The sequence below is a fragment of the Streptomyces sp. NBC_01317 genome (assembly GCF_035961655.1).
Taxonomy (GTDB): Bacteria; Actinomycetota; Actinomycetes; order Streptomycetales; family Streptomycetaceae; genus Streptomyces.
The window spans coordinates 3,837,596-3,852,552 of record NZ_CP108393.1 but is presented as its reverse complement, the minus strand read 5'-3'; the positions used below and the strand labels follow the sequence as shown (position 1 = coordinate 3,852,552).

The following is a 14,957-nucleotide window of genomic DNA, read 5'->3' as shown; positions in this document are numbered from 1 at the left end:
CCCGGACTCCCGAAGCGCGTTCCAGCTGCTCGGGAGCTTCGGCGCGTGCCGGCGTCAGACCGTCCAGCTGAGGAACGTCGTCCAGGAGGTGGGGGCGACGGCGAAGGTGGGGCCGTCGGGGTTCTTGGAGTCGCGGAGGTGGATGGAGTGGGGGGTGGTGGCGACCTCGACGCACTGGGCGTCTTCGCTGTCGCTGTAGGTGGACTTGCGCCAGTCGAAGGCGACTTCGATGCACTGCCCGCCGCTACCGTCGCTGTAGCTGGACTTGAACCACCGCAGGGGCTCACTCATTGCTTCTCTCCCACCAACCGCTCGATGAGGCCCAGCGATTCGTCCGGGCCAAGGGCCTGTGCTCGGATCTTGGCATACCGCTGAGCGCGCATGCTCACCTTTGCAGGATCGCTGATCAGCACGCTCTCCTCGTGCACTTCAAGGTAGACCAAGTGGTCATGGTCCGAAGTTTCCAACAGAGTCATCGACCCTCGCTCACCAGCATGCTCGCCGCGCTGCCCCCGGTCGAGCGGCATCACCTGAAACGTGACGTTACGACACTGGGCGAGTTCGGTGAGGTGTACCAGCTGCTCCCGCATGACTGCCTGGCTACCGAAGGAGCGCAGTAGCACCCCTTCATCGAGGACGAGCTCGATCAGCGCAGTTGGCTCCCGGTCGAAGAGTGCCTTACGGGCCATCCTGGCCTCCACCAACTCGCTGACTCGTGCCTCTGGCAGAGGTGGATAGCCGCCGCTGATCAAGGCACGAGCGTAGTCCGCCGTCTGGAAGAGACCGCTGACGACGAGCGTCTCGTACATCGAGAGGACCACGGCCCTTTGTTCCAGCAGGGCGAAATCTTTGAACTGCTTCGGATACTTGTCGTTCCGGACATCCTCCCGCGCCCGCTCGAAGATCCCGCTTCCCGCGCCCAGCTCCCGCTCCAGCCCCACCAACATATGGTCGCTCGCGGGCTGCGCACACGTCTCCATCGCGCTGACTGCCGAGCCCGTGAACCCGATCCGCTGTCCCAACTCCTCCTGCGACCAACCCTTTTGTTTACGCAAGAGCCGTGCGATGCCCGCAATATTACGCATCGCCGCGCTGACCGTTTCTTTGTTCTCCGCTCGCGCCATTGCGATCCCCTCTCGACTCAACCGGACTCAACCGGTCTCAACCGGAACCTGCCGTTTTCATCCCGCGTTCAACCAGGTCAGGGCCGTACGCGACCCTCTGCTTGTGGTGTAGAAAACGCTAGCCGGTGGACCGCACACTGTCTGTATGGATGCGAGAACTCGCCAATTAAAGGCAAGCTGGATTCCGTTTTCGGGATTCCAACTTCGCAAGGCCGGGGTGCAATTCGACGCCGTACGCGTGGACGGGGACAACGGTCGTCGTCTCGCCGACGCCATGGAGGCGATCACGGCCGGGGATCCCGGCCCCATCGTCAGCGAGGCGAACGGCCGCCGGGCCGTGTACTTCTACTTACCGCCCGGAAGCACCGCGCTGAGGGCCTGGCCGCCGAAGGTCACGCGGTTCAACTCCAGCTACGGCCACGTGAGTTACGTACCCGTACCCGCGTTGAAGGGGGACACCTGGCCGCTGTCCTGGTACGTACCGCCGACCGGTCCTGACCGGTTCGTACATCCGCTGCTGCTGCTCAACACCGCCGCGCTGCTGTTCGGTGAAGGTACGACGGTGTGTCAGTGGGGGGACTAGTACTCCAGCCGTAGCCCTCCTCGTCAGCCCCGCAGGAGGCAGAAGGGATGGCCGGCCGGATCCGCGAAGATCCTCCAACCGCCCGTGTCGACGTGGAGCAGTGTGGCACCCAAGCCGAGGACCTGCTCCTGGGCCCGGTCAAGATCGGGGACATCGAGGTCCAGATGGAACTGCTGCGGATATGCGCTGTCCGGCCACCGCGGCGCCCGGTGATCCTTCACGCGCTGGAACGCGAATACCAGACCAGAGTCCGTGTGAAGGGTCGCGAAGTCGTCACTGACCGCCCACCTGCGATCGGGCTGGTTGACCGTACCGCCGAGGAGTGATCGGTAGAACCGGGCGAGTTCAAGGACATCCGGACAGTCCAGAACCACGCATTGAAGCTTGCCGATCACCGGTGATCCTTCCTCCGACAGCACGGGCCCTGGTTCTGGTCAGCCACGGCCCGACGCGCAGCGCTGCGCGGGACCGCCGGGCGCGTAGACCTTAGCCGCATCGTCCGCCACTCGTCCGTCAGCGGGGCGGGCGGTGGCGTGGTGCCAGGGCCCCCGGCCGGGACGCTGGCACGATGGCGGTATGGAACGTGTGACGGGAATCGGTGGGTACTTCATGCGGGCCGCGGACCCGGCTGCCCTGAGCGCCTGGTATCGCGAATGCCTCGGCCTGGACCTCGACGAGAACGGTCTGTGGCGTCAGGAGGCCGGGCCGACGGTGTTCGCCACGTTCGAGTCCGGGACCGACTACTTCGGGTCCCGCGCCCAGCAAGCCATGCTCAACTTCCGGGTCGGTGACCTGGAGGCGATGCTCGCGCAGCTGCGTGCCAAGGGAGCCGACGTGGCGGAGGAGACGCAGGACATGGACGGTGTGGGCCGATTCGGCTGGGTCACCGATCCCGAGGGCAACCGGGTCGAACTCTGGCAGCCCGCCTGACCCCGTCTTCATGCGGGCCTGGGCCGTTACCTCGGAGGTAATGGCGTCGGTCCGGCGGGGGTGGCGAGGATGGGGATCTCGCCGCGTCAGCCGGACGCGGATGCCGGATCGGAGTGATGAGCCATGTCTACAGCCGCAGCCGCAGCCGCCGTACCCGCAGCCGCATCCGAGGTCACTCGTGCTGTGGTGCATGAGCTGTTGCGCCGGATCGGCGAGGGGGATGCGGCGGGCATCGCCGAGATGTATGCCGTACGGGTCGACTGGAAACTGGACTGGCCGGAGGCCGAGCACGGTCGGACGGCCACGCCGTGGATTCGGCATCGTGCAACCCGGGCGGATGCCGCCGCCCACTTCCGTGAGCTGGCCGAGCACCATGCCGCCGGGGAGGCGGCGACCGAGATCGAGCGCATCCTGGTCGACGGCGGCGAGGCGGTGGTGCTCGGCGAAATCCGTCAGACCGCCCGGTCCACCGGGCGCGCGTATCGCGCGCGGTTCGCTTTGCACCTCACCGTCGAGGACGGCCTGGTGACCCGGCATCATGTCTACGAGGACAGCCTTGCGGTGGCGCGGGCGTTCGAGACGGAGGGCTGAGCGAGGGCTGAGCGTGCCTCGGCAGGTTTGCGACGGGAGTTTCGGGACCCCGCCGGTGTTCGCCCGTCGCGCCGGTACGTTTTCCCGTATGCGGAACGATCAAGGGGTGGGCTGGTTCAGCGTGGAGACCCCGTTGCCCACGGGCGGGATGCGCATAGGTGTGACGGACCAGGGTGTGGTGTCGACCGTGGCGTTCGGGGCGGGGGCCGGTGGCGACGCGGACGGCGGGCCGGACCTCACCACCGAGGACCGGAGAGCCGCCGCTGTCACGGCTCAACTGGCCGAGTACTTCGCGGGCCGGCGAAGGGAGTTCGACCTGCCAATCGACTGGCGCGCGACCACCGGCGCCCAACAGACCGTCCTGCGGACCCTGCACCGCACGGTGGGGTACGGCACGACCCTCACGTACGGCGAACTGGCCGACCGCAGCGGTGCGTTCGACGAGGAGCCCGACGAACGCGGCCTCCGGGCCAAGACGGTGGGCTCCATCATGGGGTCGGCGCCGGTCTCCGTCCTGGTGCCGTGCCACCGGGTGGTGGCGGCGGGCGGGATCGGCGGTTACGGCGGGGGCGAGGCCGGACTGGCCACCAAGCACTGGCTGCTGACCCTGGAGGGAGTGCTGGCGCCTACGTTGGACTGGTCGTGAGCGGGGCGGGTGCGGACATGCGCCGGCGGTACGGATGGGCCCGGCGGTGCGGAGGGGCCTGGCGTACGGACGCGTCCTAGTGGAGCCGCTCGGTGAGGAAATCCTCCCAGGTGCGGGTGCCAAGGTCTGTTCCTTCGAGGGACAGGTTTCCGTCGGCCCGGTACACGCGGCCCGCCTTTCCCGGCATCCGGACCGGGACCAGCGGTCGCTTCCTGCCGCTGGCGCGGAGGTACGCGCGGATCGCGTCGGCCGACTCGTACACCTTCGGTCCTGCCAGGTCGGGCACCAGCCCGGCCGGCTTGTCCAGGGTCAGTTCCACCAGCCGGGCGGCCACCTCGCGTGAGTCGACCGGCTGGAGGCGGAGGCCGGGGACGGGAATCACGGGCAGCTTGGCCATCTTCTGCACGACGGTCAGGAGCAGGTCGTGGAACTGCGCGGCCCGCAGGATGGTCCAGGGCAGGCCGGAGGCGGTCACGGCCTCCTCGGCGGCGAGCTTGGACGTGAAGTAGCCGAGCGGGACGCGGTCGGCGGCGATGACCGAGATGAAGACGAGGTGTTTCACCCCGGCGCGGGAGGCGGCGCGCACCAGGTTCCGGGTGGCGACTTCGTCGCCCTTGGGGCCGCCGGCGAGGTGGAGGACGATCTCGGTCCCGTCGACGGCGGACTGGACGCTGTCTCCGCTTTCACCCTTGAGAAGGTCGCCGGTGACGTACTCGACGCTGTCTTTCGACGGGTGGGGGTGGCGGCTGAGTACGCGTACGCCGTGGCCGGTGGCGCGGAGGAGGGGGAGGACGTGACGGCCGAGGGTGCCGGTGCCGCCGGTGAGGAGGATGGGTGGCGTTGTCATGGGTCTCTCCAGAGTGGTCGCATGCGGTTTTCGCCCCCTGTCACCTCAGCAGGTTCCGGAGGGTCTCCTTCTCTGACACTCCGCGAGCGAGGGATGTGACCGATGGGCGAGGAAGCATGGCTGACCGGGCGTTTCGAGGAGGACAGGCCGCGCCTGCGCGCGGTGGCGTACCGGATGCTCGGTTCGGCGAGCGAGGCCGACGACGCCGTACAGGAGGCATGGCTGCGCATGAGCCGCGCCGAGACGGACGACGTGGAGAACCTCACCGCGTGGCTGACGACGGTGGTGGCGCGGGTGTGTCTGAACATGCTGCGTACGCGGCGGTCGCGGCGCGAGTATTCGCTGGATTCGCTGGATCTGTACGGGCCGGGGCCGGGGGAGAGGGAGGGGGCTGGTCCCGTCGACCCCGAGGAGGAGGCGCTGCTGGCCGACTCGGTCGGGTTGGCACTGCTGGTGGTGCTGGACACGCTGGCCCCGGCGGAGCGGCTCGCCTTCGTCCTGCACGACATGTTCGCCGTGCCTTTCGATGAGATCGGCCCGATGATCGGGCGTTCGCCGACGGCGGCGAGACAACTCGCGAGCCGTGCCCGCCGCCGGGTCAGAGGGGGCGCGCCGGTTCCCGAGGCGGACCTCACGCGCCAACGCCGCGTTGTGGACGCCTTCTTGGCGGCCTCACGCGGTGGAGACTTCGAGGCGCTGGTCGCGCTGCTGCACCCGGATGTGGTCCTCCGGGCAGACCGGTCGGCCGGCCCGACGCCCACCCCTCTCCTCATTCGGGGTGCCCGAACGGTGGCCGAGGGCGCGATGGCGGCGACGGGACGGGCGAGGTACACCCAACCGGCGCTGGTGAACGGGTCGGTGGGACTGGTGATGGCCCCTCGCGGCCGGTTGTTCTTGGTGCTGAGCTTCACGATCACGGAGGGCGGGATCACCGGTATCGACGTGATCGCGGACGCGGAGCGTCTGAGGACGTTGGATTTGGCGGTGCTGGAGGTGTGAGGTGGGGGATGTGGGCGGGTGGGGGTGCGGGCCGGGCTGGGGTGGAGGTGTGGCCGGGGTGGAGGTGCGGCCGGGGTGGGGGATGTATACGGGTGGAGACCACGGACGACGGTGTACGACGATGCTCGTATGACGTTGGCCTTCGTACCCATCGACCGTGAACCGGCCGCCGCCGGTGCCGTCCTGCTGACCGGTATCCCCGGCAGCGGCAAGTCCACGGTGGCTGCCGCGCTGGGTGCTCGGCTGCGGCGGGCGGCCCATGTCGAGGTGGATGGGCTCCAGCAGATGATCGTCAGCGGCGGCCTCTGGCCGACGCCGGAGCCGGACGCGGAGGCCGACCGCCAGATCTTTCTGCGTGCCCGCAACGCGTGCCTGCTGGCGGACAGCTTCGCGGCGGCGGGGTTCGTCCCCGTGATCGACGACGTGGTGGTCCGCCGTACCCACCTCGACTTCTACCGGCGCACACTGCGGACCCACCCGTTCCACCTCGTGGTCCTGACCCCCGGCCCGGCGGCTGCCTGGCAGCGCAACCAGACGAGGGCGAAGGTCCTGACGACGGACTGGTCACCGCTGGACGAGGCGATGCGCACGGAATTGGCCGGCCAGGGGACGTGGATCGACAACGCGGGCCAGACGGTGGAGGAGACGGTCGAGGCGGTGCTGGATGCGGTGGGGGTGGGGGGTTGGGGTTAGTGGTGCGGGAGGGGTGATTGGGTGCGGGTTCGGGCCGAGGGGTAGTCGGGGGCACCCGGGTTGTTGTGTGCGGGGTGGGGCCGCCCCTTGTTGTTGATTGTCGCGGGGCCGGGGTGGGCGTCAAGGGCGCTCCTGCGGAGCGTCGGCTTCGCCGATTCCACTGCGTTCCACCCTTGACGCCCACCCCGGCCCCGCTAGGGAAGGCGGAGGGGGGCGGCCCGGGGGGAGGGGTCCCCGGAGGGCCCGTCTGTTCTCGGCGTTTCGTCGCGGTCCGCGCCTTTCGGCGGGGCTTTGCGCACCACTTGAATGGGGCGGTGGCGACTCGGCTCGGCGGCTGCCACGCCGTCTGTCGGCGGGTGTGCAAGCACCGTGTCTGTGGTGGGTGGGTGGTGGGGCGGAAGGGGTGGGGGGAGGCGGCTGGTCTGGCCTGTTTCGGTGGGTTGTTTGCTCTGAGAGCCCTTTAACGCAACACAGGACACAAGACCGGGGAGGAGAGGCTTCCAGGAGCCCTCAAAGGTGGGGCAAATGGTGTATATGACCTGCCGGGGTGGGGTGGTGGGCCGCCTCGGCGGGGGTTGTCGGGGCCACCGGTCTTCGCTCTCCGCTCTTCCGTGGGCACGCTCCGTGCGCCATAGTGGGGCCAAGGGGAAGCTGAACATGGGGGGATATTTCGTGATCGAGCAGGCGTATGTTCAAGCCGCCGACGAGACCACACCGACGGTCAAGGGCGTCAGGGAGCGGATCTCGAAGGCGGTGGACGCGACGACGGGCACCGCCCTCGAACGTCTCAAGTGCTGGCTACAGATGCCGACCGATTCCACGTTCGCGAAGATGTCGGACAACGACTGCCAGGTGCGCGCTCGAAGGGTCGGCGGTCTGCTGAGCCCCGGGGAGGGAGGGCTGTGCGAGCCCAGCGACCTCTCGGTGGCGATGGGCGTCCCGGCCAAATGGGCTGCCATCGACAAGGCCTTGAAGGCCGAGCGTGCCGTGTACGTCAACGGTTCGACCGGACACGTGGGCGGGGTCAAGAGCAAGTTCAACAACGAAGGCAACGTCGGATTCCATGTGATCGTCTTCCTGGCCGTCGGGCAGGAGAAAGAGCGCGGCTACTACCTGGGCTTCGACCCGGACGTCAGCGCCACGACGGAGACTCAGGCCGCGTGGAAGGGGTTGGTCGTTGTCGGCGAAACCGAGACGAAGCCGCAGGACTTCACTGCCGCGAAGAGCCTGGAGGTCGTCAAGGCGATGATCCTCGGCAGCGCGGAGACCGGCTTCGGCCCGCTGGTCCGCAAGTACTACGTCGACACCACCAAGGCCTTCCCCAAGATCAATCGCGGCTGAGCACACCCACCGGAGGGGCCGTCCAAGGTGGACGGCCCCTCCGCTGGGTTGTGTGCTGCCAGAGCCCCTTAACGAAACACAGGACGCAAGACCAGGCGGAAGAGGCCCCCAACGAGCCTCAAAGTCTGTGCAAATGGGGCATATTGACCACCAGGGCGGCCCGGGGCCCTGCCCGACCCCGCTGCTGACCACGGATCTCAGACGCGGTGCTTGTACGCCCGCCAACGGACGGTTGTCAGCCGCCGAGACGAGTGGCCACCGCCCCATTCAAGTGGTGCGCAAAGCCCCGCCGAAAGCCGCAGCCCGCGACGAGACGCCGACAACAGACTGGCCCCCGGGGACCCTTCCCCCGGGCCGCCCCCCCCAGCCTTCCCTTGCGGTTTCGGGGTGGGGGTCAAGGGTGACCGCAGGTCATCGCGCAGCGACGCGACGCAGGAGCGCCCTTGACGCCCGCCCCGAAACCGCGACACTCAACCGCAAGGGGCGGCCCCACCCGAACCACACAACCCGGCCACCCCCGACTACCCCTCGGCCCGAACCCGCACCCGACCATCCCACCTCAACCCCGTCAAGGCAGGACCTCGACGTACCCCTCCCCTCCATGTACGCGGATTCGCTCCCCGTCCCGGATCAGTCGCGTCGCCCGGTCCACGCCCACCACCGCCGGCAGGCCGTACTCGCGGGCGATCACCGCTCCGTGGGTCATCAGGCCCCCCACCTCCGTCACCAGGCCCGCGATGCCCACGAACAGGGGTGACCAGCTGGGGTCGGTGAAGGTGGTGACCAGGATGTCGCCCGCTTCCAGGTCGGCCTCCGCCATGTCGAGGATGACGCGGGCCCGGCCCTCGACGGTCCCCGCCGAGACCGCCAGGCCGACCAGGGCGCCGGCCGGCGCGTCGTCGCGGTGGTACGAGCCGCTCAGCGCCTCGCCGTCCGAGGTGAGTACCCGGGGCGGGGTGAGTGTCTCGTACGAGCGGAACTCGTCCTTGCGTTGCCGGATGAGGATGAGGTGGTCGTTGAGTTGGTCGTTGAGTTGGTCGTTGAGGTGGCGGGACTCGCCTACGGCGTCGTGGAGTTCCTGGAACGTGAGGAAGAAGATGTCCTCCTTCTCGGGAAGCACGCCCGCCCGCACCAGCCGCTCGGCCTCCGCCAACAGAGCCCGCTTGTAGACGAAGTAGCGGCTGACAATGCCGTACTTCGGGTACTCGCGGTAGCCGATGAAGGCTCTGACCTGGTCGATCATCCGCTTGGTCTCTTCGGCCCTCCGCTCCCCGTCCTCCGGCAGGGCTCGGAGGCGGGACAGCACGTCCTCTTCCTTCTTCCGCGCCTTCTGGCGGCCCTCTTCGAAGCGGCGCCCCGCCGCGCCCGGTTCAAAGTTCCGTACGTTGTCGAGGATCGCCGGCAGGAGTGTGGTGGGGCGCTCGCGCCACCGTGGCCTGGTGATGTCGATCTCGCCCGCGCAGCGCATGCCGTACCGGTCGAGGTACGCCTCGATGGCGTCGCGCGCCTCCGCACCACCCGGGAGCTTCGGCAGGTCGTCCAGGAAACCCTCGTCCTCGACCTCCCGCAGGAACGCCACCACCTCGGGCAGGGGGCGGATCACGTCCGCGACGTCCAGCAGCGCCAGGCCCATCTCCGACGTGATGTTGTCGGGGGCGGACAGGGTGAGCGTGTCAGCGGCGTTCTTCTCGCCCAGCCACTCCCCCAGCTTGTCGTTGAGCCACCAGGTGGCCTCCATCCCCGCCATGATCGCCTGGAAGTTCAGCGGCTCACCGAGGACCCGCTTGTGCTCCTCGAAGGCCTCCAGCAGGAAGTCGAACAGCGCCGGTCCGGTCTTCGTCCGGATGTCACGCTCCAGCGTGGCGATGGACTCCTGACTGCGCCGGATCAACTCGGCGACGATGGCCGGGTCGGGCTCCGCCGGAGCGGACGCCGTGCGGGCCGGCGGCGGCCCGGTGTCCGGGAGCGTCGGGACGAAGTCGTCGCGGTCGAGGATGGTCTCCAGCGCGTCCCTGACCAGCGGATCGCCCTTCCCCATGACGTCCAGGAGGGCGACCCGGCTCGCGGGGGAGGCCAGGCGGCGCGTGACGTCGACAAACAGCCGTCCACCGGCCGCGTGCATCGGCACCATGGCGGTCAGCTGCCACATGGAGAGCCCCAGGGGCTTCATCGCGTCGGTCATCATCTGCTGATGGCCGACGGAGACGTACAGGTGATTCTCCTCGTCACCGGCCTCGGGGATGGGGAACAGCGTGGTGATCGGTCGGCTCTGCACGATCTGGAAGGTGTCGTCGGCCAGACACCACTCGATGTCCTGCGGACGGCCGAAGTGCGCCTCGATCCGCCGCCCGAGCTGTACGAGCCGTACCACCTGCTCATCCGTGAGCGACGGTACGTCGCCGACCGACTTCGCGACCACTTCACCGTCCCGCACGGTGAAGCCGTCCGGGTTCACCAGCCCGGAGACCAGGGCCTCGCCCAGGCCGAAGCCGGCGTCCACGGTGGCGACCTTCCGGGAGCCGGTGACGGGGTCGGCCGTGAACAGAACCCCGGACGCGTCCGCGAGGACCATCCGCTGCACGACGACGGCCATGTGGACCGTACGGTGGTCGATGCCGTTGCGTTGCCGGTAGGTCACGGCGCGCTCGGTGAACAGCGAGGCCCAGCACCGGCTGACGTGTTGAAGAACCGCCGCCGCGCCCACGACGTTCAGATACGAATCCTGCTGTCCGGCGAAGGAGGCGGTCGGCAGATCCTCGGCCGTGGCACTGGACCGGACGGCATAAGCCGCGTCACCGTCGAGCGCGCGGGTGATGGCCGCCGCGAGATCGGCCGGAATGGCAATCCCCTCGATGGCCCGGCGGATCTCCGCACTGAGCGCACGGATCCCGTCCCGATCGTCCGCGTCCAGACGCGCCAACCGATCAACCTGATCACCGACCGTCGGCGCGATGACCTGCCGGTAGGCGTCCGTCGTCACACAGAAACCGGCCGGTACGCGGATGCCGTCCATCCGCGACAACGCGCCCAGGTGCGCGCCCTTACCACCGACAACGGCGACCTGACTCTCGTCGACCTCGCGCAGATCCCGCACGTACCGCTGGTTCACCGCGGCACCCCCGACGCGGCCGCCGGTCCCCCATACGTCACCAACACACGCACGTCGTGCCCTCATTTCCGCAGGTTGTGGCCTTGCCCGCCGATTTTGCGCCACCCCCTGGGCCTTGCCGCAAGCCCCCCAGTGCGCTATACCTTGAGAGCGGCAAGGAGAGCGATCTCCTTGCCTTTGTTGTTTTCTCCCTGCTTCCTCACCCCGACTTCGTGTACGTCAGCTCCTCGCCGCTCGTCGTCACCCGGCGCAGCCTGCCGTCGCCGAGGAGCGTCAGTTCGGTGGGGGTGCCCGGGGTGCAGGACGACGCCGGTTCGCCGACCGTGACCTTCGACGGGCCGATGCTGACCGGGTCGCCCGGGGTGGGGGCGGCGGCCAAGGCGGCTTCGAAGACGCAGTGGTACGTGCCGTCCTCCGTCGGTCCTTCCGCCGTCAGGGAGAGGACCGTCTCGCCCACCTCGCCCTGGGTGATGACCAGTTCGCGGGTGCCCGTACCTGTAGCGGTGTCGACGCCGCCGGTCCAGGTGCCGAGGTACTCCTTCGGCACCTCGCCCGCCGTCTCGGACGGTGAAGCGGATGGGGAGGGGGACGGCGATCGGTCGGCCGGGGTCGGGTCGTCCGCGGGGGGTTTCGGGCGGGGGCTGTCGCTCGAACTCGCCTTGTTGCCGTCCGTGCCGCCGCCGTCCATGAACGCGTACACCGAACCACCCGCCCCGATCGCGACGACCAGAGCCACCGCGATCAGCGCGAGGGTCGCGCGCTTGCTGCGGGGCGCCGCCGGTTCCGGGGCGGGGGGTGGCGGGACCGGGTCGTACGGGGACGGGGCCGGGGAGGGCTGAGGGGGGCCGTACGGCGTCGCGGGGGTTGCCCCGTACGGCGGTGTGGGGCCGAAGGACGCCGACGGCGGTATCGGCGGGCCGAATCCGGGGGGTGTCGGTGTCTGCGGGTATCCGTAGGGTTGTTGCGCCTGCGCCGGGGCCAGCGCCTGCGCCCGCGCCGCGGCGTGCGGGAGCGGTGGCGGAGACAGAGGGGTCACCTCCTGCCCCGGCCCCTGCACCCGCGTCGTCGGGTCCTCCTGGTTCAGCAACTCCACCGCCCCCTGGCCCAGTTGGGCCAGCAGCCCGCTCGGCAGCCAAGGTTCTCCAGGCGGGGGCGAGTCCCCCGCCACCCGCACCAGCACCTCCGCCGTCGTCGGGCGCGCCGCCGGGTCCTTCTGGAGGCAGTGGCGTATCAACTCCAGCAGGCCGTCGGGGAGGCCGGACAGGTCCGGTTCCTCCTGCGCGATGCGGTACAGCAGCGCCGGTATCCCGCTGTCCGCCGCGCCGAACGGCTGCCGGCCCGTCGCCGCGTACAGCAGGACGGAACCCAGGCAGAAGATGTCGCAGGCCGCCGTCACCCGGTCCCCCCGCACCTGTTCCGGTGCCATGAAGCCGGGGGAACCCATCAGCGCGCCGGTCCGCGTCAGGCCGTCCTCGCCGACCGACTCCAGCGCGCGGGCAATGCCGAAGTCGATGACGCGCGGGCCCTCGATCGTCACCAGCACGTTGGACGGTTTGAGGTCGCGGTGGATGAGCCCCGCCGCGTGGATGTCCTGGAGCGCGCGGGCGAGTCCGGACGCGAGGACGCGTACGGAGGTTTCGGGCAGCGGGCCGTGGCCGGCGCCGGTGCCGTCCTCGCCCGAGACGATCGTCTGGAGCGTCGGGCCCGCCACGTACCCCGTCGCGACCCAGGGCACCTCCGCCTCCGTGTCCGCGTCGAGCACCGGCGCCGTCCACGCGCCCCCGACGCGCCGCGCCGCCTCCACCTCGTGCCGGAACCGGCTCCTGAACTCGTCCTGTTCGGCCAGATCCCGCCGTACGAGCTTCACGGCGACGGTACGTCCCCGGTTCGAACGCGCCAGATACACCCGGCCCATGCCGCCCGCCCCCAGGCGCGCCAACAGCCGGTAGGAGCCGATCTGTTGTGGATCTCCTGCTACGAGTCTCTCCATGGCCGCGCGGCCCCTCCCCGAACCCGACGCACCCGGCGCGCCCGATCCTTCGCGGGCCACGCCCCTGTCACGCCCTGGATCATCTCGCATGACACGGCAGGACTCGTCGACTATCCCAAGGTCGTTCCGCTCGGCTCCGGCCGCCCCCGCCCCCCTCACCGCGCCGGTGGGGCAGTGGCGGCGGCCCGGCGCCCCCGGGGCGGAGGGCGCCGAGCCCGCCAGGGCTGATCCGTGGGGTCAGCCCCGTCCCGTCACTCCGGCCACGCGGAGTTCTCGATCACCTCGACGAAGTCCGTACGGACGAAGCCGGGCGAGAAGCGCGCCAGCACGTCCGCCTTCACGTTCCCGAAGGCCGTCTGCGGGCGGTGTTCGATCCCCTCCGTGAACGCCTGGAGGATCCGGCGCTTGAAGTCCGGCCTCGGGTGCGCCGCCACGACCTCGTCCCTGACCTCCTGGGGTACGACGTCCAGGCCCATCCCCAGGACGTCGAACTCGACCCCCGCCGTCACCAGCGCCACCTCCGGCTCCATGTGGCCCGGGATCTCCGGTGTCGTGTGCAGCGCGATCGCGGTCCACGCGATGCGCGCGCTGTCCTGCGAGAGGCCGTGCCGCAGCAGGAAGTCGCGGGCCGCGTCGGCGCCGTCGATCTCGAACCGCTGCCGGGAGGTCGTCCGGTAGCCCGGCGTCAGCCCGAGGTCGTGGAACATCGCGCCGACGTAGAGCACCTCGGGGTCGTACGACAGCCCGCGCCGCCGCCCCTGGAGCGAGCCGAACAGGAAGACCCGGCGGGAGTGGTCGTACAGCAGCGGGCTCGCCGTGTCCCGGATCAGCTCCGTGGCTTCCTTGGCGAGCGCGCTGTCGGGGATCTCGATACCGGCGACGGTCTCGGGCATGGCGGGATTCCTTTTCCTGAGGATGCGAGGAGGCGCTGCTTCCGACTTCCACTGTCGGCCCGGACGCCGGTGTCCCGCCATGTCTGCCGAGACGTACACCCCACACATCCGGACATGGATCGGGGCTAGCGTGGTCGTATGGGAGCCATGAGAGCTGGACAGCGGCGTGGGAGGCGGCGGCGCGAGCCCCGCGCCGTCGTCGTGTTCGTCTACGACGGCGTTCGGCTGATGGATGTCGCCGCGCCGCTGGAGGTGTTCGCCACGGCGGCCGGGCTGGGGGGTTCGTACGCGCTGACCGTCTGTTCGGCGGACGGGGCTCCCGTCATCACGTCCACCGGGACCCGGCTGCACGCCGACGCGGCCGTGTCGGCGATCGGCGAGGTCCACACCGTGATCGTCCCGGGCTCGGACGACCTGCCGCACCACCCGCCGCCGGACGGGCTCCTCGACGCGGTCACGTTCCTGGCCGGGCGGTGCGCGCGGGTCGCGTCCGTCTGTACGGGCGCGTTCGCGCTGGCCGCGGCGGGGCTGCTCGACGGGCGGCGCGCCACCACGCACTGGCGGCACGCGGCGGCCCTGGCCCGGCGCCGTCCCGCCGTGACGGTGGACCCGGACGCGATCTTCGTACGGGACGGGCACACGTACACCTCCGCGGGCGTCACCGCGGGCATCGACCTCGCGCTCGCCCTGGTGGAGGACGACGAGGGCGCGGATCTGGCGCGCGAGGTGGCGCGGGACCTGGTGGTGTTCCTGCGGCGGCCGGGCGGGCAGTCGCAGTTCTCGGTGGCCGCCCGTACGCCGAGCCCGCGGCACGAGGTGCTGCGCGGCCTGCTGGACGAGATGGCCGGGGATCCGGCCGCCGATCACTCGCTCGCGGCGCTGGCGCGGCGCGGGGGGCTGAGCGCGCGCCACCTCACGCGGTTGTTCAAGGAGCAGGTCGGCAGTACGCCGGCCGCGTACGTCGAGTCCGTACGGCTGGAGGCGGCGCAGGCGCTGCTGGAGGCGGGGGAGACGGTGACGGGGGCGGCGCGGCGGAGCGGGCTGGGGAGTGACGAGTCGCTGCGGCGGGTGTTCCTGCGGCACCTGGGGGTGACGCCGTCGGCGTACCGGGCGCGGTTCCGTACGACGGGAGCGGGGGCGGGGGCCGGGGCCGGGAGCGGGGCGGGGGTCCGTAGCCGCTGAGTCGGCTCTCCCCTGCGGGCGACCCCGTT

15 protein-coding genes are annotated in these 14,957 nt (G+C 70.0%); 8 read left to right on the top strand and 7 right to left on the bottom strand.

Annotation, left to right across the window (positions count from 1 at the left end):
• Positions 1 to 54: 54 nt before the first annotated feature.
• Entirely contained in the window at positions 55 to 291 is a 237-nt protein-coding gene (locus OG349_RS16375; RefSeq protein WP_327235304.1) for a DUF397 domain-containing protein, read from the bottom strand.
• Entirely contained in the window at positions 288 to 1,124 is an 837-nt protein-coding gene (locus OG349_RS16370; RefSeq protein ID WP_327235303.1) for a helix-turn-helix domain-containing protein, read from the bottom strand. Before OG349_RS16370 ends, OG349_RS16375 begins: the two co-directional genes overlap by 4 nt.
• Before the next feature lie 145 nt (positions 1,125 to 1,269).
• Between OG349_RS16370 and OG349_RS16365 the strand changes: the two genes are divergently transcribed.
• Positions 1,270 to 1,707 (top strand): hypothetical protein, encoded by a 438-nt coding sequence (locus OG349_RS16365; RefSeq protein WP_327235302.1) that lies wholly within the window; start codon positions 1,270 to 1,272, stop codon positions 1,705 to 1,707.
• Between the two features lie 23 nt (positions 1,708 to 1,730).
• Here the strand turns inward: OG349_RS16365 and OG349_RS16360 are convergent, their stop codons facing one another.
• A complete protein-coding gene (locus OG349_RS16360; protein ID WP_327235301.1) occupies positions 1,731 to 2,102 on the bottom strand; it encodes a VOC family protein in 372 nt (123 codons plus the stop codon).
• 181 nt (positions 2,103 to 2,283) lie between these two features.
• Here OG349_RS16360 and OG349_RS16355 point away from each other — a divergent pair, with 181 nt between their 5' ends.
• The 3 genes from OG349_RS16355 to OG349_RS16345 all read left to right on the top strand — a co-directional run bounded on the left by OG349_RS16355 (position 2,284) and on the right by OG349_RS16345 (position 3,874).
• A complete protein-coding gene (locus OG349_RS16355; protein WP_327235300.1) occupies positions 2,284 to 2,637 on the top strand; it encodes a VOC family protein in 354 nt (117 codons plus the stop codon).
• Between the two features lie 123 nt (positions 2,638 to 2,760).
• Positions 2,761 to 3,228 (top strand): nuclear transport factor 2 family protein, encoded by a 468-nt coding sequence (locus OG349_RS16350; RefSeq protein ID WP_327235299.1) that lies wholly within the window; start codon positions 2,761 to 2,763, stop codon positions 3,226 to 3,228.
• A gap of 88 nt (positions 3,229 to 3,316) precedes the next feature.
• The gene (locus OG349_RS16345) at positions 3,317 to 3,874 is read left to right on the top strand and encodes a methylated-DNA--[protein]-cysteine S-methyltransferase (protein ID WP_327235298.1); all 558 of its coding nucleotides are present in this window, start codon (positions 3,317 to 3,319) and stop codon (positions 3,872 to 3,874) included.
• Between the two features lie 76 nt (positions 3,875 to 3,950).
• On the opposite strand, the gene OG349_RS16340 is transcribed toward OG349_RS16345, so the two are convergent.
• A complete protein-coding gene (locus OG349_RS16340; protein WP_327235297.1) occupies positions 3,951 to 4,721 on the bottom strand; it encodes an SDR family oxidoreductase in 771 nt (256 codons plus the stop codon).
• A gap of 102 nt (positions 4,722 to 4,823) precedes the next feature.
• On the opposite strand from OG349_RS16340, the gene OG349_RS16335 reads away from it, so the two are divergent.
• The 3 genes from OG349_RS16335 (at position 4,824) to OG349_RS16325 (ending at position 7,754) form a co-directional block, all read left to right on the top strand.
• Positions 4,824 to 5,720, top strand: coding sequence for a sigma-70 family RNA polymerase sigma factor (locus OG349_RS16335; protein WP_327235296.1), 897 nt, complete (start codon positions 4,824 to 4,826; stop codon positions 5,718 to 5,720).
• 129 nt (positions 5,721 to 5,849) lie between these two features.
• Positions 5,850 to 6,413 carry an AAA family ATPase gene (locus OG349_RS16330; protein WP_327235295.1) on the top strand — a complete coding sequence of 188 codons (564 nt, stop codon included), beginning with the start codon at positions 5,850 to 5,852 and terminating at the stop codon, positions 6,411 to 6,413.
• Positions 6,414 to 7,070: 657 nt separating this feature from the next.
• Entirely contained in the window at positions 7,071 to 7,754 is a 684-nt protein-coding gene (locus OG349_RS16325) for a hypothetical protein (protein WP_327235294.1), read from the top strand.
• A gap of 568 nt (positions 7,755 to 8,322) precedes the next feature.
• On the opposite strand, the gene rph is transcribed toward OG349_RS16325, so the two are convergent.
• The 3 genes from rph to OG349_RS16310 all read right to left on the bottom strand — a co-directional run bounded on the left by rph (position 8,323) and on the right by OG349_RS16310 (position 13,746).
• Positions 8,323 to 10,863: a rifamycin-inactivating phosphotransferase gene (gene rph / locus OG349_RS16320; protein WP_327235293.1), complete on the bottom strand. Its 2,541-nt coding sequence runs from the start codon at positions 10,861 to 10,863 to the stop codon at positions 8,323 to 8,325.
• Positions 10,864 to 11,062: 199 nt separating this feature from the next.
• Positions 11,063 to 12,853: a serine/threonine-protein kinase gene (locus tag OG349_RS16315; protein ID WP_327235292.1), complete on the bottom strand. Its 1,791-nt coding sequence runs from the start codon at positions 12,851 to 12,853 to the stop codon at positions 11,063 to 11,065.
• 251 nt (positions 12,854 to 13,104) lie between these two features.
• Positions 13,105 to 13,746: an HD domain-containing protein gene (locus OG349_RS16310; RefSeq protein WP_327235291.1), complete on the bottom strand. Its 642-nt coding sequence runs from the start codon at positions 13,744 to 13,746 to the stop codon at positions 13,105 to 13,107.
• A 147-nt stretch (positions 13,747 to 13,893) separates the two neighbouring features.
• On the opposite strand from OG349_RS16310, the gene OG349_RS16305 reads away from it, so the two are divergent.
• Positions 13,894 to 14,928, top strand: coding sequence for a GlxA family transcriptional regulator (locus OG349_RS16305; protein ID WP_327235290.1), 1,035 nt, complete (start codon positions 13,894 to 13,896; stop codon positions 14,926 to 14,928).
• The last annotated feature ends 29 nt before the right edge of the window (positions 14,929 to 14,957 follow it).

Bases quoted from the DNA above. Each gene is read 5' to 3' on its own strand.
- OG349_RS16375 (WP_327235304.1), bottom strand. From the start codon at position 291: ATGAGTGAGCCCCTGCGGTGGTTCAAGTCCAGCTACAGCGACGGTAGC.
- OG349_RS16370 (WP_327235303.1), bottom strand. From the start codon at position 1,124: ATGGCGCGAGCGGAGAACAAAGAAACGGTCAGCGCGGCGATGCGTAAT.
- OG349_RS16365 (WP_327235302.1), top strand. From the start codon at position 1,270: ATGGATGCGAGAACTCGCCAATTAAAGGCAAGCTGGATTCCGTTTTCG.
- OG349_RS16355 (WP_327235300.1), top strand. From the start codon at position 2,284: ATGGAACGTGTGACGGGAATCGGTGGGTACTTCATGCGGGCCGCGGAC.
- OG349_RS16350 (WP_327235299.1), top strand. From the start codon at position 2,761: ATGTCTACAGCCGCAGCCGCAGCCGCCGTACCCGCAGCCGCATCCGAG.
- OG349_RS16345 (WP_327235298.1), top strand. From the start codon at position 3,317: ATGCGGAACGATCAAGGGGTGGGCTGGTTCAGCGTGGAGACCCCGTTG.
- OG349_RS16340 (WP_327235297.1), bottom strand. From the start codon at position 4,721: ATGACAACGCCACCCATCCTCCTCACCGGCGGCACCGGCACCCTCGGC.
- OG349_RS16335 (WP_327235296.1), top strand. From the start codon at position 4,824: ATGGGCGAGGAAGCATGGCTGACCGGGCGTTTCGAGGAGGACAGGCCG.
- OG349_RS16330 (WP_327235295.1), top strand. From the start codon at position 5,850: ATGACGTTGGCCTTCGTACCCATCGACCGTGAACCGGCCGCCGCCGGT.
- OG349_RS16325 (WP_327235294.1), top strand. From the start codon at position 7,071: ATGGGGGGATATTTCGTGATCGAGCAGGCGTATGTTCAAGCCGCCGAC.
- OG349_RS16315 (WP_327235292.1), bottom strand. From the start codon at position 12,853: ATGGAGAGACTCGTAGCAGGAGATCCACAACAGATCGGCTCCTACCGG.
- OG349_RS16310 (WP_327235291.1), bottom strand. From the start codon at position 13,746: ATGCCCGAGACCGTCGCCGGTATCGAGATCCCCGACAGCGCGCTCGCC.
- OG349_RS16305 (WP_327235290.1), top strand. From the start codon at position 13,894: ATGAGAGCTGGACAGCGGCGTGGGAGGCGGCGGCGCGAGCCCCGCGCC.